Genomic DNA, 22,703 nt, shown 5'->3' on the forward strand with positions numbered 1-22,703 from the left:
TCAGGCGGGTGGAAGTTGAGATTGGTTTAACTATCTGAAACGTTGGTGGCTAATGTTGGCTGCTATACAGGTTTGGTGCACAACAATTTTTGGAGGGCCACAAAAAAGGGTTGGGAATTTTTCCCAACCCTTGGCTGTATAGAATGTAGGGCGAGCTACTTTACTTTATGCCAGTCGCTCGACGATTAAGGCAATGCCTTGGCCGCCACCGATACACATAGTAATTAAACCGTAGCGGCCGCCGATACGATCCAATTCGGCTAAAGTTTTTACTATCAAAATGGAGCCGGTGGCACCGACCGGGTGGCCCAGTCCCACAGCACCGCCGTTAGGGTTCACTTTATCGGCGTCAAAACCCAGATCGCGGCTAACCGCAATTGCTTGGGCAGCAAACGCTTCATTTGATTCAATGACATCCATATCAGCAACGGTTAAGCCAGCTTTGATCATCGCAGATTTAACGGCTGGTGTTGGGCCCAGCCCCATCACTTCAGGGTTAACGCCAGAAAAACCATAGCTGAGTATGCGGGCGCGAGGGTTCAGTCCGCGTTTTTCTGCTTCCGCAGCAGAAGTTAGCAGCAATGCTGCCGCACCATCGTTGATGCCAGAGGCATTGCCGGGTGTAACGATACCGTCTTTTTTAAAGGCGGGGCGTAATTTGGCTAAGCTTTCTACAGTGGTGTCTGCACGTACGTGTTCATCCTGCGAGAATACAAATTCCTTGCGGCCTTGTTTAACGGTGACAGGAACAATTTGGCCTTCAAAGTGGCCATTGGCGATGGCGGCAGCAGCGCGACGATGGCTCTCGGCAGAAAACTGATCGAGATCTTCCCGGCTCAGACCATATTGCGCGGCAATATTTTCAGCGGTAATACCCATATGACCATTACCAAATGGATCCGTCAGAATACCTACAGTCATATCAACAACATTTGAATCACCCATACGCAACCCGGTGCGGGCTTTAGGTAATAGGTATGCGCCCTGGCTCATGGATTCGGCGCCTCCGGCCAGCGCCATTTTGCTGTCACCCAAAGCAATCATTTGCGTTGCGGAGATAATCGATTGCACGGAGGAGCCACAGAGGCGGTTTACGTTCAGTGCGGCAGAGCTGGTTGGCATGCCAACATTCAGCGCGATATGGCGAGAGAGGTAGGCATCTTGTGGACAGGTGGTGATGATGTGGCCAAATACCGAGTGGTCTATTGTTGCTGCATCGACTCCGGCGCGTTTGATTACCTCCGCGGCGGCGGCGGTGCCCAATTCGGCAGGGGTAAGGCTGGATAAGCTGCCGCCAAAGCCGCCGATAGCGGTGCGTACACCATCGATAATAACAACGTCGCTAATACTCATAGTGGTTTCCTTACAAAATAGGGTGTTTAAAATAATGGCCGTGCCATAGTTGCTCGCAGCTATGGCGCGGTTAGAGGGTTTATTTACCCAGCATTGAGCGGGCTATGACATCCTTCATGATTTCTGAGGTGCCAGCATAAATAGTTTGAATCCGGGCATCCACATAAAAACGTGAAATAGGGTATTCAGTGGTATAGCCATAACCGCCGAACAACTGCAAACATTCATCGGTGACTTTGCACTGCATCTCCGTCAGCTTTAGTTTGATAATGGCTGCGTCAGTACTGGTCATCTCGCCGGCATTATACTTGTCGACGAGGTGATTGAGATAGGCCTGCGCCATTTCAATTTCCGCTTTGCATTCCGCCAGTTTAAAGCGGGTGTTCTGGAAGTCGGCGATCCGCTGACCAAAGGCCTTGCGTTCCTGTACATAGTCGATGGTCAAGTCCAATGCGCCGATTGAGGCGCCTAGCGCTTGGGCAGCAACACCTAAACGCTCCCTTGGCAGTTCCTGCATCAGGTACATAAAGCCCTTGTTCTCTTCACCTAGCAGAGCGTCGTGGGGAACCATCATATCGGTGAAAAACAATTCAGCGGTATCGCTGCTGTGCTGGCCTATCTTGTCAATACCCTTGCCAGTAGCAAAGCCCGGCAAGCTGGTGTCGACCAGGAATAGCGAAACCCCTTTAGCACCAGCCTCGGGATTGGTTTTGGCACAGACAATCACCAGTCCGGCATTGATGCCATTGGTGATGAAAATTTTCGCGCCATTGATAAGCCAGCCTTGATCGGTGCGTTTGGCGGTAGTGCGGATGGCGGCCAGGTCGCTGCCAGCACCGGGCTCGGTCATCGCGATGGCAGCAACACAATCACCGCTGATCATTTTGGGTAGCCACTGCTGACGCTGGTCCTCGGTGCCGATATGCAAAATATAAGGCATACAGATATTTGCATGGATGTTATAGCCGGTAGCTAGACCGGTGTAGTTCTGCCGGGCCATTTCCTGTACCGCCAGCTGGCAGATTTCCATTTTTGCGCCGGCACCACCGTATTCTTCAGGCATATCAATGCCTAACATCCCTGCTGCGCCCAGTGTTTGCCAGGTTGACTTAGGTACTATGTGCTCTTTTTCCCATTGTTCATAATGTGGGGCAACTTCCTGCTCCAGCACACGGTTGATCATGGACTTGAATAATTCAGTATCTTCGTCGTAGTTTGGCATGATGTGACTCCAGCTTGGTACAATGGTACGGGTGCGATATTAGATCGTTGTTGCCGGCCCGGTGGAATGGCTGTTCAAGACGGATTAATTAACCGAAATAACCACGACAATAATATCTTAATAAAGAATTCCGAGGCTTCTTTTCCTTCTATATGACCAGTAAAGCACATATCGCCAACCATTTTTTGCAAGCCAGTATTCGAGGCGCGGAGCGTCAGGGGTACAGTAGCGCGGAGCTATTACGTGCTGCTGATATTCCTCAAGAGTATTTGCATAATCCGCAGCGGCTATTGACTGAGCAACAATATACCCAACTGATTAAAACCGTATGGCGCAGCACCAGTGATGAATTTATGGGTATGGGGCCAGAACCCTGTCGCAACGGTGTGTTCGCGTTAATGACGGAGTTTTGTCTATCTGCTGCCACATTGGGGGCGGTATTAAGCCGCAGTGCCCGTTTTTATTCCGTAGTTTATCCAGCGATAAATATTGCTCTGGACAACCCGGATACTGGCAGCCGCTTGTATTTTTATCGATTGCAAATGGCTCACACTGATCAAGATGAGGATCATTTATTACAGGAGTTTTTGTTACTGATGTGGCAACGTTTGGCTTGCTGGTTGGTCGATCAACAAGTACCGATTGCCGCTACCCATTTTAATTATGCTGAGCCAGCGCATGCTGATGAATACCACGTAATGTATCCCGGTGAATTAGTATTTGATCAGGATTGTAGTGGTTTTTATCTGCATGAGCGTTATTTACAAATGCCGATCGTGAGAACGGAAACCGAGCTACAGGAGTTTTTACGCGAGTCGCCAGCGTATATTTTACACCGCCCCAGTCAGGACGATAGTCTCACTGCCAAGGTGCGGGCTACGCTTGGCCAGTATGACTACAATGCTATGCCGCAATTGGAAATATTGGCTAAAAGCTTACACGCGGCACCACGAACCATAGCGCGTAAGCTGAAAGATGAGGGCAGTTCTTACAGTACTATCAAAGCATCATTGCGGCGTGAGTACGCGATTAAACTATTGACGACTGAGCATTTGACGGTGGCGGAAGTGGGTGAGCGATTGGGGTTTACTGAGACGGCTTCGTTCTGTCGGGCTTTTAAGCGGTGGACTGGTAAGGTACCTTCGGGGTGGAGAGGGAAGTAGGTTTGAAAGCGACCTAAAAGGGGTGTAAAAAGAGTTGTAATAAATTTTTTCCCACTGCTGTTTGCGATTGGTTATTTCTCTCCCGGAATTTATCTGGAGTAATAAAATTAGCATGATAAAAATATCGCTGTTTAAAGTCACCAGCATAACCCGGTTTATAGACAGTTTTATTCCTGTTGATCTAAGTTTAAACGAAGAATTACTCGTTCGCTCCCGAGTGCTAGTTAGTATTTTGTTGTTCAATATATTTTTTTCTGTTCCTGGGCAGGTAATACTCTATTTTACTCGCAGTGCACAGACTGAACACTTTAGTCGTGGCCATCTAACCTTTGCACTCATCACTTTGGCGACTGTTGTGGCCTTATGGGTATTTAAGAAATACAGTGCGATAAAATTTGTTAGCAATTGGTTCATGCTGAGTATTATTTATTCGGTCTTATACAGCTACGGCTACAGTGATGAAAACCAACAGCTGCGTGTGGTGCTGCATATTTTACTGTTGGCACCTGCATGTGCTTTTTTACTGTGCGGAACCGTCGCGGCGATAGTTTGGTCTTTGTTCGCTGTCGTCTGTCATATTGGGATCATCATTTTTGGCGACGCATTTAGTGATGTGCCAATCTTCTACGCCGCCGTATTTTTGATAGTACACCTGGTATTAATTTCCAGTTATGTCATTTTCAGCCTCATTAGCAGTGGAGTTCGTCGCAAGTTAATCGCCGATAAGAACTTGCTTGATTATCAGGCTCACCACGACGCGCTCACTGATCTGGCCAACCGCAGCGCATTTGACAAGTCTCTTAATTTATCGATACAGCAGGCTGAGATTACCCATGAAATTATTGGTTTGTTGTACATCGACTTGGATAAATTCAAGCCTATCAACGATCAATTGGGACATGCAGTTGGTGATGAAACTCTTGCTATTACAGCGCAGCGAATCAAGCACGCTGTTCGTAATAGCGATGTCGCTGCGAGAATGGGGGGTGATGAATTTGCTGTTATCCTGCGAGGTTTGCGCTCCCAGCAAGATGCTGTTGCAGCCGCGGCCAAGATATTAACAGCTATACGAGAGTCTATGATTATTCAGGACCACGAGCTGGGTATTGATGCCAGTATTGGGATCGCGATTTACCCGGATCACAGCAGTATCGCTACTAAACTGCAGCACTATGCAGATAAGGCCATGTATCATGCCAAGCAATCGGGGCTTGGCTACAATCTATTCGGTTACGATCAGGACGGTATGGAAAGTCATAAATAGTGCGGCTGTATTGTTAGTGCAGGACTCATTAATGTGAGATTGAGATCCGGTATACATAATTGCTTTTAGTTAAAACAGGGGTTGCGCGGAGTGTTTTTTAGTCAATGTTATTTCTATTGTATTTAATTTTTAAGAGTAGATTTTCTTATTTCTAGTATCCAAGCTCGGACTTTTGGCTAAACAATAATCAAAGTGGCCAATCCGTAAATTATTAAATAACAAGAATATTGACGAGTTTTTTTTGGTTTCGTGTCAGTAACCTTTAGGTATGCGCACTACAAATAAGTATAATGCTCGCGGTTAATCAATCTCTTCAAGAAATAATAAGAATGAAAGGAAAAAGTATGTTTTATCGTATTAGTAAAGTGTTAAGCCTGTTGTCAATTACTTTGTTTCTCGCTAGCGGCTGTACAATTTCCAAGCTGCAGCACGAGGGTTTACAGGCCGCAGAGAATAAGCGGCAAGGGAGTATATCTGTTGCAGATAAAGCCGAAGGCTTTACAGGTGGGAAGGTAGGCTGGGGTCGACTTACTCCATTTGCTATTCCTGTTGCTCCGGTCTATATCCATGGTGATGAGAGTAAGCAGCTCATGGAGAATGTTAGAGAAGCTCTTGAGATGGCAGGTTATACAGTAAGTGTCGAGCCGGCAGCGATTGATGAGCTTAAAGAAACCCTTGAAACATCTGGTTACACTGTGGTGAAAGAGATAGAGGTGAAAACTGAAAAAACACCAATATTAAAGTGTGTAGTTGATGATATTAGTTTTAGTAATTACACCTGGTTGGCTCCTATCGTTCCTACTTGGGGGGGCTTGGATGTGACGCTTCAGCTGGTAAGTGCAAACGGTGTCGTGCTGTGGAGTGAGAAGTTTGAAGGTGGTGGTTTTACCTTTAACTTTTTTGATGGCTATAATATTGCTTCGCAGGAAAGTATGAGTGAGTTGCTGGGGAAGATGGTCCAATCATTTTCGGGCGATAAATTCTATCAGGCACTATCAGGTGACCTTGTAACTAGTGGGATTTAATCCATTTTTTTAACATCTTGTATGTGCGCTGCTGAAATTGCGGCGCAACAACCCCCTCACTTATTCTCGATAGACACCAATCCAATTATAGTTAATAAATATTCCTTCATTTGTCCCTTCGTTAAGAAGTCATGTGCTGCAGTGCTACCTCTGCTGTTTAGTGAATCGTTCTGACGTTGCTAACGACTCACCATTAGAAGTATGTTTTTAATAATGCTAAATCGGGTGATAAAAATGCGTAACTATATGATTAACCTTTGCGGGATTTCCTTACCTTCATTTGCTGGTAATCTTGTTTTTGAAGTAGAGGAGATTATTGTTGAAGAAAGTGCGCAATGGACCGACTGCTGCTGGGCAGAAAATAATGAATAACGTTAATACGGCAAAACCTGCAAATAATGCAGAGCTAGATAAAGAAATTAATTAATACAAAAAGAGCAGGAGCTAGCGACTAATCTTCCCGCATGGGCAAACCGCTGCGGTCTCATTACGCCATCCCTGTCACTCATTGCCTGATAAATAGAATTTTCATGCTGAATTACGGCACGTTCATGCTCATAAGGATACAAAATACTATTCATTCCACCCTGCGCAATAAATTGTTTGGTTTCTAACAGTGCCGCTTTGGCGTGGAGTAATTCATGCAGTAATGCGTCAGCGGGTGAAGCGATGCAGGCATTGGCTTGGGTTTTACAGGCTTTATGTGAACGCAGTTGGGCAGCGGCGCGACTATCGAAGCGGATATTAACGGCTTGTACCTGAAAGGGGGTACCGCGCACTTCTGTTTCAAAGGTATTTTCGGCGTAGCTGAGTCGCCAAGGGTATTCGGCAAGTGCTTGGATGAGCTCAACGGCTTCCGGGTATTGGCTGAGGTAACGCGCCATTTGGGTTAGATCGTATTGAATATGATCGGGGTCCTGTGCGGAGGCGGTGTAGTGTTGTTGCAGAATATCTTCTAACTGTTCAGCCTCGGGGGAGGCGGGTATTTCAAATTCAAAGTGTTCGTGTTGGCCGCCACTTTCCAACAGGCTCTCGCCTTGGTGGTCATGCAAGCGGTCAGTCGTGTGTTCGCCATCGGCACTGGGGTGGAGTAGTGCGAGTACTGATTGGCTTTGGCTATAGTGCACTGCGCTGCTGTGCGTATCGTTTCTATCGCTGGCGGCTACCGCGGTGTTGAGGCCTAGTGATAGCACCATGACGGGGAGCCAGGCTTTACGGCGACCGCTTTGGTCGAGTTTATCCTGGCTACGGCGATCGGCAACCAGCGTGTAGTGATTTTGCGCGGCGTAGTGTTGTAGTTGTTGATAAAAGGCCGGGTCGCGATGCTGTAAGTCGTTAGCGTGTACCAGAGTGTCTTTGCCATCGATCACACAAGGGTGCAGAAAGTTGCCCTTAATCGCATGTTGCGAGGACATCAGTCGCTTTAAGCACACTTGGGCATTATAGAGTGCAGTTTGTGTTCGTGATGGCAGCACGCGAGGGAGCCTCAAAAATTAAAAACATGAATGACAGCTCATAACATAGAGTGCCAGGCGGGCTGATTCAAGTTGTGGCGGAGGTAATTGTACCAATTCGTGACGGGGTCGATATTTTTAGCAGTGAATAGATAAGGATTGATATAAGCCCTGAAAAAATAGCTGCTTGAAGGTATAAGCAAGCCATTTTTAGCGAGGGCTTTGGCAGCAGTTTTGCTGGCTTAATTTATGACTGGTGATACCCAACACACGCTTTAACTTCGTTGGCGGCGCCTAGAATGACGGGTACCCGCTGATGAATATGCTCTGGCTGGATATCCAGAATGGGGCCTTGATCGGTGTAGGCTGCGCCCCCGGCTTGTTCAACTAGCCAGCCCATGGGGTTGGCCTCATACATAAGCCGCAGCTTGCCGGGTTTATCGGGTTCGCGATTATCCCAAGGGTAGGTGAATAAGCCGCCGCGACACAGAATGCGATGCACATCAGCGACCATGGCGGCAACCCAGCGCATATTGTAGTTTTTGGCGCGGGGGCCTTGATCACCCGCTAACAGGTCTGCAATGTAGCGTTGCATGGGTTCGGCCCAGAATCGCTGATTGGACATATTAATGGCAAATTCTTTGGTGTCAGCGGGATTGCTACTTTTTCCACGGTTAATACAAATTCACCGATGCTCTGGTCGAGGGTATACATTTGTACGCCGTTACCGGTGGTGAGGACTAGCATCACTGATGGGCCGTAAAGCACATAGCCGGCAGCGGTTTGTTGCCGACCGGGCTGTAAAAAGTCCTGTTCACTGGCCGCTCCTGACCGGGGTGCTGTGAAAATGGAGAAAATGGTGCCTACCATGCTATTGATGTCGATATTAGAGGAACCGTCCAAAGGGTCAAAGGCCACCAGGTAATTACCATCAAGGCTGCCGCTGACAATACTTTCTTCTTCTTCCGAGGCGATGGCCCGAACAGTACCTGAACTCAGCAGATAGTCTTTTAATAAGTCGTTGGAGATAACATCCAGCTTTTTTTGCGTCTCCCCCTGCACATTTTCTTCACCGGCAGAGCCGAGTACGCCGGACATGGCGCCCTGTTGCAGGCGAAAGGCGATATCTTTACCCGCGGTGGCAATAGTGGCAATCAGGTTTATCAAGTCAGTGGCAAGGTGGTCAGCTTGTAATTGTTGGTTAAGTCGCTGCATGAAAAGTCCTTGGTAGCGGTTGGTTTATGGTGTTATTTGCTGAGCATTATGCCACAGCCATAAGCCGTGTCTGTAGTCGAAATCGAGAGTCTCTAGCCTATTTGAGCGCGTTGATGATGTGATCAATTCGATATTTATAGAGTGGCAGCTTAATTTTAAGGTAAATTCTTAGACTTTTTTTTTCTATTTTGGTCAAAAAAAAAGTATCTGCGTTATTAAAATGTGAGCGATTGCCGCGCCAAAAAATCGATGATCGCATTACTGTTTAGCTAGTACATTGGCTAAGTGATTGATCAGTTTAACAATCCTGATTTCAGCAGCTAAGCGGTTGTTGCCTATTTAATGCTTTTACAGATACGGGGGTGTGACATATGTCACACTTTTTTGTGCTTAGTCATATTGGAAATATTTTAATGCGTCATTTTTTTGATGATGCGCGATTGAAAAAATATAAAGTATCGAGAATAGAAAATTTAATGACGCTGTTATTGTAAGTATTACTACTTATTTTATGAAGTGACAAAAAAATCACACCTGATTTTTATAAGAATTGTAATATTTTTTATACTCTTGGATTTTTATTCGGGATGAAAATTTTTTGAAACAAAGTCTGTGAACTTTTAACGGTTGTAGCTTTGCTTTTGCTGTTCTAACCTGAACTCGAACTTAAGAAATGTCCGGCGCGGATGGATAGCCGTTAGTCGGGTTAAGAAAGCAGAGGAAAGTAAAAATGAAAAGTCTAAAAGCAACAGCGTTAATATTTTTTGCTTCTTCCATTGGATTCTCATTAACAAGCCATGCAGTTGATTCTTCAATTGCGTCGTCGGCCGATATGGATTATTGCAAAGTGAGTTACGTCGATAAGACAGATGGTCGTGAAGGCGTATATCGTGGTCAGTGTCAAAACAACAAGCCGCACGGTTCAGGTTCGGTTGATTTTAATAATGGTGCGAAATTAACCGGTACTTTTGAAAAAGGTCGTTTCTCCGGTGATGGCACTTATCGCACAGCTGCTGGTGATGTTTATCAGGGTGATTGGTCTCAAGGTAAGCGTCATGGTCAAGGTACTTATACCTGGGCTCAGGGCAGCCACTATGAAGGTGAGTGGATTGATGACAAGCGCGAAGGTCAGGGTGTTTTTACCTGGGCTAATGGCAATCGTTTTGAAGGAGAGTTTAGAGATAATAAGCGTTACAACGGTAAGTACTACACCAGTACTGGTCGGATTTATAAATGTCGTTTAGGTCAGTGTCGGTAGTCGTCACCTCTGTAAAGAGTCTTTAGGTCAATAGTAGTAAGTTCTACAGTTTGTTATTGATACTTGTGTACAGTGATACTGGTTTGTCTCCCCTGTCCCCCTGATGTTTGTTGTAGGGGGATTTTTTTTGCCTGCAGATACTGATTTCAATACTGGATGTGTGCAGTTTTATTTTTTAACGATCAATTTTTTTAAAGATTCTAAATAATTAAGCCGCAATGAATGCGGCTTTGTAGTTTTTGATACCTATAAAAATCACCTTGAAGGCATTAAGAAAACATTCTGTTATTTAGTCAGCTGATCGTTAGGGATTATCCTCTGCAAACTCAATCAGTAATGCTCTTTCTGTTGCATCGATGGTGTAATTTCTAGGTGCCATATCGACAGCATCGCAATCATTTAAAGAGCCATCGTTGATTAAGCAGGCTGCTTTAGCGCGGCTGGTGGTGAATGTGTGGCAGGCACCATCACATGTCTGCGCGTATTCGCCTATTGGCTGTGAGAAGAATGTCTGCGCAGCAATATCGGTCAACGTGACATCGGTGTCGGCTGAGCGGCCAGGAGTAGAGTCTTCCGAGGAAAGACTGTTAGCGGTAGCACGCACTGTGATGTTGCTGTAGGTGGTGTTTGAGTTCAAGCCGCTAATCGTTGCCGATGTTGCATCTACCGCGGTATTACTGCCCTGCGCAGTGCCATTGAAGTACACGCGATAGGTAGCACTGCCGTCGTTATTTGCGCTCCAGTTTATGGTTAAGGAGTTGGCGCCGGTTTCCGTTTCCGTGAGGGCGCTCACTGAAGGTGCCTCGGGATAGGTGGCGGCACTGTCGGCTAAAGAATCATAGGATTCCAGATCCGGTGTTGGTGAGGTCAATACAGCCCTGACGATATAGCTATAGTTGATGCCACCGGTCAGCCCGGAATCTTCAAAGCTGGTGCCTACCACTGGCGTCCCTCCGTTGATTTTACTGCCATTGCGGTAGATGTTGTAACCATCGGCGCCGACAACACTGCCCCAGCTAATATCGGTTCTGGTTGTTTTGTTAAGTGTGGTATCGCCGGGAGCTTTGCTGCTAGCTACTACAGCGCTGGGGGCAGAAGGTCTGGTCAGCTCTGAATCGGTATTGGAAATGGCAGACTCAACGCCGTCGTACACCGCTTTGATGGTGTAGTCGTAACTGTTGCCTGGCGTGCGGCCGGTGTCAGCATAGACTAAGGGATCAGTGCTGAGGACATTGGCGATGGCGCTACCGCTGCCATCACTGCTGCGGTAGATGTTGTAACTATCTACACTGCCTGAAGCGGGCGCGCTCCATGCCAAGTCGATTTGGGTATCGCCATTCGCGCCATTCAATGTTGCCGTTAAACTCTGAGGCACATTGGGTGCTGTGCTTAAGCTGGCGGTGGCTACACCGGAGTCGGCACCCTGGTTGGCAGTGATTTGATAGATGTACGTAGTCGCGGCGCTTAAGCTGTCAGTATCTACAGCAAACTCATTAGTGGTGCTGCTCTCTACGGAAACAGTAAAGCTGCTACCGCCATCATTACTCCGTTCTACCAGATAGTCATCTTCGTTCGCGATTGGACTGGTCCAGGTGAAGCGAATTTGGCTATTGCTGGTGTTAGCCAAGTCGATGGCTATTGACGTGGCCTCAAGTGAATTTGTCGTTGCCGTAGCTAGCGCTACATTTTCTGCGGTTTGGCTCTGTTCGTCGCCATTGAAAATGGCGGCGATTTTATATTCATACTTGGTGCTATTTGCCACCGCGGGATAACCCCGTGATGCAGCATTGCTGGCATTGTCACTATAGCTTGTCGCCAAGGCAGTGACCGTAGGTTGTGCGCCTAAGAGGGTGTACGCACCGTCGTTAGTGCTGCGGTAGATATTGTAGCCCTCGTCGGTGAAAGCTGCAGGTACATCCCACGATAAAACAACATGGGTGGCGTCCTCGGTGCCGTCGAGTGCGGCGGCTAGATTGGTCGCTTCATCGGCTCCTGCGGGTAAGGTGGTTTGGTCCAGTCCTGGGTCATCGGACGGCAGCGATTCTTGTTCCAGCAAGCCGCCGCTGTTTACCAGTGCAGTGACATGGTAAGTGTATGTCATATTCGGTGTCAGGCCCGAGTCAGTAAATTGGCTTGAAGCCACTTCAGTTATTTTGGCACCGTTGCGGTACACGCCATACACATCGACATTACCGCCGGGGTTATCCCAATCCAGGTCAATATCGCTGCGCCCGTCCGTGCCAGCCGACAAGTTCAGATTAATCGGCGCTAGCGGCGTAGTGCTTTCGTTAGCGGTATTTGAAAGCGGCGATTCTTGTATACCATCAAAGGCTGTGACTCTGTAGCTATAGCTGGTGCCTGGCGTAAGGTCAGCAGTGTCTTTACCGTCCGCTAGCGTGGTGCTGTCATCGGTAATCGTTTGAATAAGAGCGGTGTCGCGATACACACGGTATTCATCAATGGTTGCCGCGCCAGCTGCAGGTGCTGTCCAGCTGATATTGATATCAGTGGTATTGTCGTCTGTGCCGCTGTTATCTGCGGTGACTGCTGTCGGTGTTAATGACGCAGTAGCAGCTGAGGCGTTAGTGGGGTTAGAGTTAACACCACCAACTACAGTAGTCACACTATAGTTATAAGTTGTTCCAGCGGTTAAACCGGCACCATTGTTATCATCACTGAAATTAGTGCCGGTGATCAGGCTGCTGTTAAGCGGTGCGCCTGTGGCACTGGCATTGCGATAGACATTGTAGCCGTCAATAGTAATCGCGGTAACGGCTACCCAACTGAGGTCAATTTCAGTGGTGTTATTTACCGCATCAACTGTTGCCGTGGCGCTTTGTGTAGCGGTGGTGCCAGCAGGGGTTGAGTCTATAGTGATGGTGGCAAAACCGGCCCGAGGAGAGGTGTTACAGGCGCTGGATGTTGTTGATAGACTGCCATCAATATCGCTGAGCTGGTATTCAATAACATCGACACCGCGGTTAAATGGATTGTCGAGTTGATAAGCAAACGTTTGGCCGTCGTTATTGATAGTAGCCGTGCCAAAGCTGCCGCTGTCGATACTGCTGATGCGAATGCCACCATCACCTCGTGCGGTAATATTGGCGGTGGTCGCAATAGTATTGAGTACTGTCGAGCTGGCTAATGCTGCAGTATTGACGTTAAAGCATTCTGCTACCGGTGTACGATTCTGGATGACAATATCCTTGCTGATCGAAGCTTGTTGGCCAAGTGTGTTGAGTGCGGTGAGAGTAACGCTGTAGGTGCCGCCAGGAATATCGGCACTGAATAAATTATTCAGGCCGGTGCTGTTACTCAGGCTGGCAGTCGAACCGTTGGGGGTGGTGAGTGACCAGCTGAAGCTGTTACTAAAAATGCTATTAGTTGCGTCGAGTATTATGGTGTCATCAATGCTTGGCTCAGCAGGACTGAAACTGAAATCTGGCACGGGTAAGCCTGGTGTCTGCTGAACGGTTTCACCAATACTGACTAAGTGAGCGCGTAACAGGTCAGCAGAAGACGTGCCGCTACCGTTGAAATCGACCCAAAAACGGTCCATCGATAAACGCGCCGCAGGCATGATGCCCTGACTATAAACGTAATCAATAATACGGTCTTTTTTATCTAAAAACTTTTCATAGCTATCAAAATTATTGGGCTTGTTAGCCAGCTGCGTGTGGCAGATACGGCAGGTTCTTGAAACAACATTGCGATACAAATCTTCCTGACCAACCCAGCCTGCAGGTACATAGTCACCGTCAAATGCCTGATTGGGAAGTTCATCAATGGGTAGTTCAACATCGGGGTCACCATACCAACCGTGGATCAGTTCAATGGATGCTTCGTAGCGTTCCGGATTATCTATATAGGTAGCCAAGGCGCCAAGATTAAGTTTTCTCAACTCGGCTTCCTGACTTTCTTTACTGAATTGATCTATTTTTGCTGCGGAGAATAAGCTTGCGTTTAAACTCGGCTCAATAATTTTAGGGTCTAGTGCATGGCTGTATAGAAAAGAATCCAAATCCCAAGGCAGAAATGTCGCATTTAGGTCGGCATCTGCAACTTCACTATAGTCCCGATTCCCTGGGTTGCTTTGATGACAGATGGTACAGACGCCAGGCACAAATTTTTCGCCACTACCGTCAAAGTTGAGGCTACCTACACGAATAAAGTCGCCGCTTCTTTCATCAAAGACATAAACAAAAAACTTAACAATTTTTGCATTGGCGCCATCAGGGTCAGGGTTTTCACTGTATTCCATAGCAACCGCGGCAAATTCTCCGTTTTGTTCCATGCCGGCTTCAATGGTTGGGTAGTTAACAACATAAGAATAAACATTGCCGTTTGGGGCTTTGCGTAAATACATGTCGCGACCAAAGCCTAAGTCATAATTGTTAACATAGAGTGCCTTGGAAATTTCATCGCTGCGGATAATGGCACCACTGGCATCAATAAATCCGGCATTTTTTTGCCAGTTACTGAGGGTGGTTAATTGGCCGTCTGGATCGATAAGGTTGTAATAAGCATTGGCCGAAATAGTACTTTCCAAACCCAGTTGCTTGAGAATATTAGTGGTTAGTAAACTTGCAGTTGGAGTGACCTGCCAGCTTTGAAGCAGTGCGCCGTTTGCAGCGGCAAAACTATTGACCGGGCTTTGTAATTTGTTAATTGATATTAATTGTTTTTCCTGTGCGGCTAGCTGCTTTTTGTTGCTGGAATCACTGTTACCAATGGCTGGGGAGTTGGTTTGCGTTTCGACAGTATCTGAGTCAATAAGATCGCCACCGCGCGTTAATGCATACATCTCGAAGTCAACGCTGCTGCTATTAATAGTTAGTTGTATTTCTAAATACGCCGTTGGAATATTGTAGGTTTCCAGGCGGCGATCGCGCTCGCTGGTCTCAAAGTTTTGATTAATATCGTCAGCATTTAATCGTAATAGCTCTATGGTTAAAAGTGGGTTGCGGGGCTCCGATAGCGGTGCATAGTTCACTGCAGGGCTGAAATTTTTTGGAAAGCTACCATCAATAGTACGGGTGTCGATGCGTAGTTGTTCTGCTTCGCCGAGTCGATTTACCCAGTGAACGATAGTGGCAACTTCAATGCTGAATAATTGTTCGGCGTTACCGGTTGATTCGCCCCCGCGCAGTGCGGCCAGTAGTGTCAATTCACTGGGTGGGGTGTTAGGGTCCGAAAGAAAACGATCTTGATCAGAGACTGGAATGACAGTAATGGATAAGGAATCGGTATCGGATTTGCCATTGGCGTCGGTGACAGTTAATTCGAAGGTGAAGGTTTCTTCACTGGCGACATCAGGTGTATTAAAGGCTACTGAGTTGGCAGTACGTTCAATAAGCGTCGTCGTTTGGCCGTCCGTTTGCTTCCATTCAAATTTTAAAATAGGGGCGACGTCGCTATCGCTGTCTTTTCCGGTAAGTGTAGCCTGGCTATTAGCTCTGGCTACAAACATTTTCTCTGTGGTAGAAACACTAGCCCCTAGCCCGAGCACACCAGCGATAGCTTCAGGCGGCGTGTCGTCATCCTGATAACCTGCATCGCTGCCGCCTCCGCCGCCACACGCGCTGAGTAGGCTGAGGCTGGCTGCGAAAATAAGGCTACTAAATGTAAGGCGTGAAAAAGCCATGGTGTTCTCCGGTTTTAAAATTCGTAGCGTAAACCGCCAGCAATAATCTTTTGACGATAGTCGCCAATATCTTTGATTTCGCGATAGTTGAGGTAGATTTGAATGCCGCCACTAGCTGCAGAGCCAAAAGTATCCTGACTTGCGCCACGGATTACAGAAGACATTCCTATCGTGTAAATTTTATAATCAGTATCAGTGCCGTCGGTAGGTAAAGAAAATTGAGAGTCTTTACTTAAGACCGCCGAGGCATCGCCGTAGGTGGCGGTAATAATTTCTGGATCAGCATGATGCTGGGTATAGAAGCCAATATCGGCATAGGGGATAAATACACCAAAGCGGCTACTGATGACGTACTGTAATTTTAAGTTGGCAACTGTTTCGAGTGATTCAATTTTTTGCTCGCTGACATTAAAATTAAAACCGTCGTTTTTAATATCTTCTTCGCTATATTCTTCGATAGTAATATTTTGATAGTTAACAGTGATTGATGGGTCAAAAGTGAGGCTTTGCGTAAGAAAAAAACTGTAGCCAGCGGTAAGGCTGGATGAAATAATATCGGCACTATTGGAGCTGGTGGCGACAGTGTCGGTGCTTTCAGTGTTAGGGTTTAGTGATGGATAACGGATGCTGCGGTCGGTATCGAAATCAGCTCGCTGTAATCCCAGCGAGGCACTGTAGTACCACTGATCAGATTGATAAAGTGCAAAAGGCATAAACGAATAAGCCCGCATATCGACGGTGCCGTCTACAATACTTTGTGAAGAGTCAAAATCAATTTCCTGCTGTTGATAAGCGATCAGTGCGCCTACAACCCAGTTATTATCAATTCGAAAATCGATGCCAGCATTTATCTCATTGCCATCAAAATCAAAAGCATCTTCCAGTTCGCTAGCTTCTTGATTGCCGTAGGTATAGCTACCGTTTAAAAAGCCGCCCCAACGTGACCATGCATCGATAGTGTTATCGTCGCCAGCGTTGCTGCCGCTAGTGGTGTTGCCCTCGAGGTGTTCGATACCTGACAGGTTAAAACCGCTGGCGCCACTACGCAATGCGCTAATACGCGAGCTTAATCCGGATAATTGCCCGTTAACAAAACCGTTAGACATGGATTCTTGTGACGAAAATTCTTCGCCGGCAGTCCAGCGCAGTGCGAATCCCAAGCCAAAAAGAGGAACATCCAAAGAGTATTGGGTAGGGCCACCGTTATTGGATAGCTCGTTAGCGGTATGCACTAATTCACGTACATTATTCCAGACAATAAAAGTTGTGCCGCTACAATTAGCGGTCGCAATGCGATCCGAATCCTGACAGCCCTGGGCTTTTAGTTCTTCATAGGCTTGCTGGTTGGAGATAGCGGCGCGCTCTTCCAGTTCGCTGGCGTAGCTGCCTTGAAAATCTAATAAGCTGGCATGACTGATACTAGAGACCAGTAGTGTACTGCTGATAGTAAGCAGCTTAATGGCATCGTTAGAAAGCGCTCTCACAGATTTCCCCTCGGCAGAGTTAATTGGTGATGATCAATTTTTATCATGATTTAGATTTGGGTATAAAGAAAAAGTCGCCTACTTCATGCCCTGCGCCTTTAATCGTTTTGTACACTGGGTTTTGATCAAAATCGACTTCCTTGGCGGAGGTGACAACTTTTTGTCGAACCTGCATATACAATTGTGGGCCCGACAAAATAGCTTGGTTACCTTTTAAAACGTCGATAAAGGCTTGGGTGAAAACCGAGTGATTACCACCCACGCCATCAAGTACCGGTTTGTCACCGCCTGAAGCTAATAATAAACGCGAACGTTTACCGGCTTTGTATTTGATGTATTCATCGGTCATGGTGCCATCTTTCCCCATCATCAAAAAGCCTGGTGCGCTGGATAGCAGCCCTGCATAACAGGAGTCGGCAACAACTAGTACCCGTTTGGCGTTGAAACGGGTTAGGTGGCGGGTGACAAATTCATTGGAAACCCAAAAGGTATCGCGGGGCGGGGCATCGGCGTTAGAGGGTAGCCAGTAGCCGGATTCCAGTTCGCCTGTTTGTAAGCGCGCGCCATGACCAGCATAGAAAATCAGTAAGTTATCGTTTTCGGTTAATTTTTCATTAATGTTATTGATCGCTTCCATAATGCTGACGTCGTCAGCATTAATGACTTTTTGTACTTGGAAACCGTAATCATTTGTGAGAATTTCGGCAATGGTGTTAATGTCGTTGACGGGGGTGTCCAGATTATTAATGGCAGAATATTTTTCGATGCCAATAACCAAAGCATAATATTTTCCAAAATTGATATCGCCCACGGATACATCTTTGCCCGTGTTAGTGAATGTTAGCGTTTGCGCGACAACAGTAGGAGTCCGTAACTTTAATCCTTCATTGTTTTTCTCGAGAGTGGCTTTTTTACTTTTAATCGCCTTGTTTTCTTGCTCGAGTTCGTTCACTAGAGCTTGCAGTTCGCCGACTTGTTCTTTGAGGTCATTATCTTTTTGCTTGCTCAGGGTTTTGCTCAGTGCCGCGATTTGTTGTTTCATGACCGATATTTGCAAATCTTTCTTGCGAATATCTTTGTTAATTGTGGTGAGTAATTCTTTTTGTTGTTCGTCTACTGCAGATTGAAATACCAAGCTGTCTTCTGGCAGTCCCCAGGCTTTTCGATACCAGCTTAAAGCCATTACCGAATCTTTTTCTACACCCAGGCCCTGCTCATACAAAGTACCAATGTTAAATTGCGCACGTTTATTATTTTGTGCAGCCGCTTTCTGGTACCAGATTAGGGCGGCTTCGTAGTTTGGCGTGCCGCCAACTCCTTTTTCAAAAATCTCACCAACATTGACTTGTGCGTCAGCATCGCCCTGCTCGGCAGTAGGCATCCATACATTGAGCGAGGTTTTAAAGTCGGCGCGATCATATGCGACATACTCGCCACCACGAATTTGGCATTCGGCAGCGGTCAGGGTGGCGGGGCGACGGGGTGTCATATAACTGCGATTACCGAGCATGCGCATTTGACCCGGTAGTAAACAGTCGACCACTTGCAGCTCTGCGATGCGGGTTTCCCGGGCAGTTAGGCTGGCAGCATTACTCGTCAAGGCACTCAGTAACAGCGTGCTTAACAAAGAGTGTCGAATTACCGTGTAGCTAAGTGTTTTTTTGAACATGGTCGCTCCATATTGTTAAAGGCGATTTCAACTTGATTGCTGTTGATTTGTTAGGTAGTGGACGCGTGCTTAGTTAATATTAACGCTTAGCTAAAGTGTCTAACTATACCGCTCTTTAACGATAATAGCGTATCAGCGTGCTAGCGGGTTTCCTGCTGTAAATCTTTGTACTTATCGTTATTAGAGATAAACGAATATTCTCCAATGGTGCCAAGCTGCTCAATTAAAAATTTTTTCTCGTCACTTGACGGTGCTTTTTTTAATTGCTGGGAAAAAAACTTCAGGATTTGATCGCTACGGTCTTCTACATCATCATTACTGTTATGAATTTTATAGGCTCTGTCGAGATAGACCAGGGCACCGTTGTAATCTTGAAATTTAAGCGCGGTATCTGCTTCGGCAATATAGGTTAACACTTTTTGTTGCTGTTCGATGGGGAGCTCCGATAATGGAATGTCGTCATCTACGGCCTCTATCAAAAAGGTGTTGGCAATGATCAGTACTAATACTAGTGTGCCGCCAATCAATACCCGTCGTGGTCCATTTACGGCCCACTGCAAGCTGGATAAAAATTGGCTGGCGCTCTGGGTGCGTTGTTCTCTTTTTACCGCAATGGCATTAGTAATTAGACGGCGATAGAGCCACTTAATGGGTTGCTTGAAAGTGGGTTTAAGTTTTAACTCGAGAACATCGGTGGCAAAGGTATTTTCGTAGGGATGAACGCCAGCCATTAATTCACCGGCTATTATGCCGAGAGCATAAATATCATCGCGAGGGTCGGGTCTAGCCCCTTAAACATTTCTAAACTGGCGTACTTGGGAGTGAGAGCATTTAAGTCGCCGGCATCGTAAGTGTCTTTGTACAGTTCGGTGTTAAGCGCGCGAGCAATACCGAAATCTAACACTTTAGTTTGGCCAGTGTTGGTGTAGAAAATATTGCCCGGCTTTAAATCGGAATGGATAATACCTTTCGAGTGGGCATATTCCAGCGCCTGCGCGATCTCTTTTACGATTTTGAGAGCAGTTTTGAAGTCTACAACTATATCGGTTTTACCCTTGATGATGGCGTCGAGCGGATGACCGTCCAGCTCTTCCATGGTCATAAAGACGGTTTCACCATCACGGTCGAAGTCGTACACAGTAATAATGTTAGGGTGAGCAAGCGCCTGGGTTTTTTTCGCTTCTCGCTGCAGCGAGATAAAAGCGTTAGGGTGTTGCTGGAAGTCGCCGGTCAGAAGCTTGATGGCGATATTAGGTTGATCGTCATCGGCTTCCACTTTTCGTAAATCGACCGCTTGGCAAACCATGCCCATGCCACCTTGGCCCAAAATTCTTTTAATAATGAAGCGGTCTTTGATGGCGTCGCCACCAACCGCGTAGGGCTTGTGCAATGTATTGGTAAGTGGGTTTCTGGTCTCGGTATAGTTAGTGGTGTTGGCGAATTGTTTACTGGCGGATGCTACTTGAGGGTTTGCACGGTTGGGTGACGGTGAATCGCCGGTGATAGTGTTGTCATCTGCGAGCATGCCGGTGTTGGCAATAGAAATTGTGGAGCCAGGCCGGTCGGTGATGGTGGCATCGTCAATGGGTTTGGCGTCAGTGAATGGCACTGGAATAATAATGGTGCCATCCTCGTCGCCACGGACTGCCGTTGCGTCGTTGTCCCGCAGCTGGGTTTCTTCTTCGTTATGGTCTAACGATCCGTAAGGGTCGCATCGGGGTCGGTTATATTTTTATCGGTCATAAGTGACTATTACTGCGGAGGAAAAATAAAGCGTTGTATGGCTAGCAGTATAGGCGAAATGAGGTGATTAGTTGGGATTTATTTAGAACAAAAATGGGGGGGCTTGGTTTTGTGCCAAGTCCCCGTGCTTGATGATTAAAAACCCTAGCAATTGAGTCGATGTTCAATCAATTGGTCAACCACTGAAGGATCAGCCAGTGTCGATGTGTCACCCATGTTATCTAGCTCATTGGCGGCAATTTTGCGCAGGATTCGGCGCATGATTTTTGCAGAGCGTGTTTTTGGCAAGCCTGGCGCCCATTGAATCAAATCCGGTTTCGCTATGGGGCCAATTTCTTTTACGCACAAGGCAATGAGCTGAGCTTTTAATTCATCACTGGGCTGCTGGCCGTCCATTAAGGTGACATAGGCATAGATGCCTTGACCTTTGATATCGTGAGGGTATCCCACCACGGCAGCTTCGGCGACTGCATGGTGTAATACCAGCGCGCTTTCCACTTCGGCGGTACCCATGCGGTGGCCAGACACATTCAGCACATCATCGACCCGACCGGTAATCCAGTAGTAGCCATCGGCGTCCCTGCGCGCGCCATCACCGGTAAAATAATAGCCGGGATAAGTGCTGAAATAGGTATCGATGCAGCGCTGATGGTCACCAAATACAGTGCGGATCTGGCTGGGCCATGAGGCTTTGATAACTAGATTGCCTTCGCCTGCGCCTTCAATTTCGTTGCCATCGTTATCCAGTAGTGCGGGCTGTACGCCGAACATGGGCTGACAGGCCGAGCCTGGTTTGAGTGCGGTGGCGCCAGGTAAGGGGTTAGCATTTGGGCGCCGGTTTCGGTTTGCCACCAGGTATCGACGATGGGCAGTTTGGAGTTACCGACCTTTGTAGTACCACTCCCAGGCTTCCGGGTTGATGGGTTCGCCGACGGTACCTAACAATTTTAGTGAGCTTCGAGAGCTGCCGCTAACAAATTCATCGCCGACCGCCATTAATGCCCGGATGGCAGTGGGTGCGGTATAAAAGATAGCGACTTTATGTTTATCACAAACTTGCCAGCAGCGTGATGCATCCGGGTAGGTGGGTACGCCTTCAAATAATAAGGTGATGGCGCCATTGGCTAGCGGACCATAAAGGCAGTAGCTGTGGCCAGTTATCCAGCCGACATCGGCAGTACACCAGAACACATCGCCGTCTTTATAATCGAAGGTGTATTTAAAGGTCATGGCCGCTTGTAATAAGTAACCGCCAGTGGTGTGCAGCACCCCCTTCGGTTTGCCGGTGGAGCCGGAAGTATAGAGAATGAAGAGCGGGTCTTCGCTGTCCATTGATTCGGGCTCGCATTGTGCGTCAGCATTAGCTGTTGCCTGGTGATACCAAACATCGCGACCTTCGGTCCAGCCAATATCACTGCCGGTGCGTTGGACGGTAATAACGGTATGGACATTGGGGCAGCCCGCCACCGCCTTATCTGCATTGGCTTTGAGAGGGATCGCTTTACCGGCGCGTACCCCTTCATCTGCGGTAATGAGCACCTGGCAGTCGGAGTCGAGGATGCGGTCTTTTAGTGCTTCCGGTGAGAAACCGCCGAATACTACTGAGTGAACAGCGCCAATTCTGGCGCAGGCCAGCATTGCATAGGCGGCTTCAGCAATCATTGGCATATAGATACAGACGCGGTCGCCTTTGTTAACGCCGCGTTGCCGAAGCACATTGGCGAGTTTACAAACGTGTGAGTGGAGTTCGTTATAGCTGATGGTTTTGCTGTCATCGGGGTTGTCGCCCTCCCAGATAATAGCGGTTTGCTCTCCGCGGCTGGCTAAGTGGCGGTCGATACAGTTAGTGGTGACATTAAGTTTGCCGTCGACAAACCAGGCGGCTTCGGCTTTGCGAAAATCATATTGGCTAACAGCCGACCAGGGTTGGTCCCAGCTAAGGAATTGCTCTGCTTGCTCAGCCCAAAACTGTTGCGGGTTGCTGATCGAAGCCTGATACATGGTTTGGTATTGTTGCTGGTTGATATGGGCGTTGGCGGCAAAGTCCGCGGGCACGGGGTAAATCTTGGAGTCACTCATGGGTCATCTCTTATCTATAAAGGTGATCGTTATTGTTGCTGCAGGCGACAGAGAATAACGGAATTAATCCGGAGGTAAAAGTGAGGCTGGTAAATAAGCGTTGAGTAGCTAAGCGGGGGGCAGAAAGGTT

At 47.3% G+C, this 22,703-nt stretch carries 16 protein-coding genes and 1 pseudogene; 6 read left to right on the forward strand and 11 right to left on the reverse strand.

Annotated features, from left to right (window positions below):
• Positions 1-165 precede the first annotated feature (165 nt).
• Both bktB and UNITIG_RS15130 read right to left on the reverse strand, forming a co-directional pair.
• Complete coding sequence (gene bktB / locus UNITIG_RS15125) at positions 166-1,353, reverse strand: beta-ketothiolase BktB (protein WP_101759135.1); 1,188 nt, start codon at positions 1,351-1,353, stop codon at positions 166-168.
• Between the two features lie 79 nt (positions 1,354-1,432).
• A complete protein-coding gene (locus tag UNITIG_RS15130) occupies positions 1,433-2,575 on the reverse strand; it encodes an acyl-CoA dehydrogenase family protein (RefSeq protein ID WP_101759136.1) in 1,143 nt (380 codons plus the stop codon).
• A 152-nt stretch (positions 2,576-2,727) separates the two neighbouring features.
• Here UNITIG_RS15130 and UNITIG_RS15135 point away from each other — a divergent pair, with 152 nt between their 5' ends.
• From UNITIG_RS15135 to UNITIG_RS23125, 4 genes are all read left to right on the forward strand, one after another.
• Positions 2,728-3,738 carry an AraC family transcriptional regulator gene (locus UNITIG_RS15135; RefSeq protein ID WP_101759137.1) on the forward strand — a complete coding sequence of 337 codons (1,011 nt, stop codon included), beginning with the start codon at positions 2,728-2,730 and terminating at the stop codon, positions 3,736-3,738.
• Between the two features lie 67 nt (positions 3,739-3,805).
• Positions 3,806-5,002 (forward strand): GGDEF domain-containing protein, encoded by a 1,197-nt coding sequence (locus UNITIG_RS15140; RefSeq protein WP_145999187.1) that lies wholly within the window; start codon positions 3,806-3,808, stop codon positions 5,000-5,002.
• A 329-nt stretch (positions 5,003-5,331) separates the two neighbouring features.
• Positions 5,332-6,027, forward strand: a complete 696-nt coding sequence (locus tag UNITIG_RS15145; protein ID WP_145999188.1) for a hypothetical protein — start codon at positions 5,332-5,334, stop codon at positions 6,025-6,027.
• A 234-nt stretch (positions 6,028-6,261) separates the two neighbouring features.
• A complete protein-coding gene (locus UNITIG_RS23125) occupies positions 6,262-6,399 on the forward strand; it encodes a hypothetical protein (protein WP_159931170.1) in 138 nt (45 codons plus the stop codon).
• 47 nt (positions 6,400-6,446) lie between these two features.
• Here UNITIG_RS23125 and UNITIG_RS15150 read toward each other — a convergent pair whose 3' ends face one another.
• From UNITIG_RS15150 to UNITIG_RS15155, 3 genes are all read right to left on the reverse strand, one after another.
• Entirely contained in the window at positions 6,447-7,442 is a 996-nt protein-coding gene (locus UNITIG_RS15150; RefSeq protein ID WP_101759140.1) for a hypothetical protein, read from the reverse strand.
• A gap of 286 nt (positions 7,443-7,728) precedes the next feature.
• Complete coding sequence (locus UNITIG_RS25675; RefSeq protein WP_369809170.1) at positions 7,729-8,076, reverse strand: hypothetical protein; 348 nt, start codon at positions 8,074-8,076, stop codon at positions 7,729-7,731.
• Positions 8,049-8,696, reverse strand: coding sequence for a hypothetical protein (locus UNITIG_RS15155; RefSeq protein ID WP_369809171.1), 648 nt, complete (start codon positions 8,694-8,696; stop codon positions 8,049-8,051). The genes UNITIG_RS25675 and UNITIG_RS15155 overlap by 28 nt, the downstream gene beginning before the upstream one ends.
• Before the next feature lie 371 nt (positions 8,697-9,067).
• Here UNITIG_RS15155 and UNITIG_RS25125 point away from each other — a divergent pair, with 371 nt between their 5' ends.
• Positions 9,068-9,190, forward strand: coding sequence for a hypothetical protein (locus UNITIG_RS25125; protein WP_255399575.1), 123 nt, complete (start codon positions 9,068-9,070; stop codon positions 9,188-9,190).
• 236 nt (positions 9,191-9,426) lie between these two features.
• Positions 9,427-9,954, forward strand: coding sequence for an MORN repeat-containing protein (locus tag UNITIG_RS15160; protein ID WP_101759141.1), 528 nt, complete (start codon positions 9,427-9,429; stop codon positions 9,952-9,954).
• A gap of 304 nt (positions 9,955-10,258) precedes the next feature.
• Here the strand turns inward: UNITIG_RS15160 and UNITIG_RS15165 are convergent, their stop codons facing one another.
• The 6 genes and pseudogenes from UNITIG_RS15165 to acs form a co-directional block, all read right to left on the reverse strand.
• Positions 10,259-15,598, reverse strand: coding sequence for a fibronectin type III domain-containing protein (locus UNITIG_RS15165; RefSeq protein WP_101759142.1), 5,340 nt, complete (start codon positions 15,596-15,598; stop codon positions 10,259-10,261).
• 14 nt (positions 15,599-15,612) lie between these two features.
• Positions 15,613-17,082: an autotransporter outer membrane beta-barrel domain-containing protein gene (locus UNITIG_RS15170; protein WP_101759143.1), complete on the reverse strand. Its 1,470-nt coding sequence runs from the start codon at positions 17,080-17,082 to the stop codon at positions 15,613-15,615.
• A 43-nt stretch (positions 17,083-17,125) separates the two neighbouring features.
• Positions 17,126-18,751, reverse strand: a complete 1,626-nt coding sequence (locus UNITIG_RS15175) for a caspase family protein (protein ID WP_235015412.1) — start codon at positions 18,749-18,751, stop codon at positions 17,126-17,128.
• A gap of 140 nt (positions 18,752-18,891) precedes the next feature.
• Positions 18,892-19,482, reverse strand: coding sequence for a hypothetical protein (locus UNITIG_RS15180; protein ID WP_101759144.1), 591 nt, complete (start codon positions 19,480-19,482; stop codon positions 18,892-18,894).
• A gap of 14 nt (positions 19,483-19,496) precedes the next feature.
• Positions 19,497-20,360 (reverse strand): serine/threonine-protein kinase, encoded by an 864-nt coding sequence (locus UNITIG_RS15185; protein WP_101759145.1) that lies wholly within the window; start codon positions 20,358-20,360, stop codon positions 19,497-19,499.
• A 278-nt stretch (positions 20,361-20,638) separates the two neighbouring features.
• Positions 20,639-22,573: pseudogene (gene acs, locus UNITIG_RS15190) on the reverse strand (acetate--CoA ligase).
• Between the last annotated feature and the right edge of the window lie 130 nt (positions 22,574-22,703).

The organism is Oceanicoccus sp. KOV_DT_Chl (assembly GCF_900120175.1).
GTDB lineage: Bacteria > Pseudomonadota > Gammaproteobacteria > Pseudomonadales > Dasaniaceae > Oceanicoccus.

What these genes read in the sequence shown, in the direction of transcription:
- bktB (WP_101759135.1), bottom strand. Translation starts at nt 1,353, where the DNA reads ATGAGTATTAGCGACGTTGTTATTATCGATGGTGTACGCACCGCTATC.
- UNITIG_RS15130 (WP_101759136.1), bottom strand. Translation starts at nt 2,575, where the DNA reads ATGCCAAACTACGACGAAGATACTGAATTATTCAAGTCCATGATCAAC.
- UNITIG_RS15135 (WP_101759137.1), top strand. Translation starts at nt 2,728, where the DNA reads ATGACCAGTAAAGCACATATCGCCAACCATTTTTTGCAAGCCAGTATT.
- UNITIG_RS15145 (WP_145999188.1), top strand. Translation starts at nt 5,332, where the DNA reads ATGAAAGGAAAAAGTATGTTTTATCGTATTAGTAAAGTGTTAAGCCTG.
- UNITIG_RS23125 (WP_159931170.1), top strand. Translation starts at nt 6,262, where the DNA reads ATGCGTAACTATATGATTAACCTTTGCGGGATTTCCTTACCTTCATTT.
- UNITIG_RS15150 (WP_101759140.1), bottom strand. Translation starts at nt 7,442, where the DNA reads ATGTCCTCGCAACATGCGATTAAGGGCAACTTTCTGCACCCTTGTGTG.
- UNITIG_RS25675 (WP_369809170.1), bottom strand. Translation starts at nt 8,076, where the DNA reads ATGCAACGCTACATTGCAGACCTGTTAGCGGGTGATCAAGGCCCCCGC.
- UNITIG_RS15155 (WP_369809171.1), bottom strand. Translation starts at nt 8,696, where the DNA reads ATGCAGCGACTTAACCAACAATTACAAGCTGACCACCTTGCCACTGAC.
- UNITIG_RS25125 (WP_255399575.1), top strand. Translation starts at nt 9,068, where the DNA reads ATGTCACACTTTTTTGTGCTTAGTCATATTGGAAATATTTTAATGCGT.
- UNITIG_RS15160 (WP_101759141.1), top strand. Translation starts at nt 9,427, where the DNA reads ATGAAAAGTCTAAAAGCAACAGCGTTAATATTTTTTGCTTCTTCCATT.
- UNITIG_RS15165 (WP_101759142.1), bottom strand. Translation starts at nt 15,598, where the DNA reads ATGGCTTTTTCACGCCTTACATTTAGTAGCCTTATTTTCGCAGCCAGC.
- UNITIG_RS15175 (WP_235015412.1), bottom strand. Translation starts at nt 18,751, where the DNA reads ATGTTCAAAAAAACACTTAGCTACACGGTAATTCGACACTCTTTGTTA.
- UNITIG_RS15180 (WP_101759144.1), bottom strand. Translation starts at nt 19,482, where the DNA reads ATGGCTGGCGTTCATCCCTACGAAAATACCTTTGCCACCGATGTTCTC.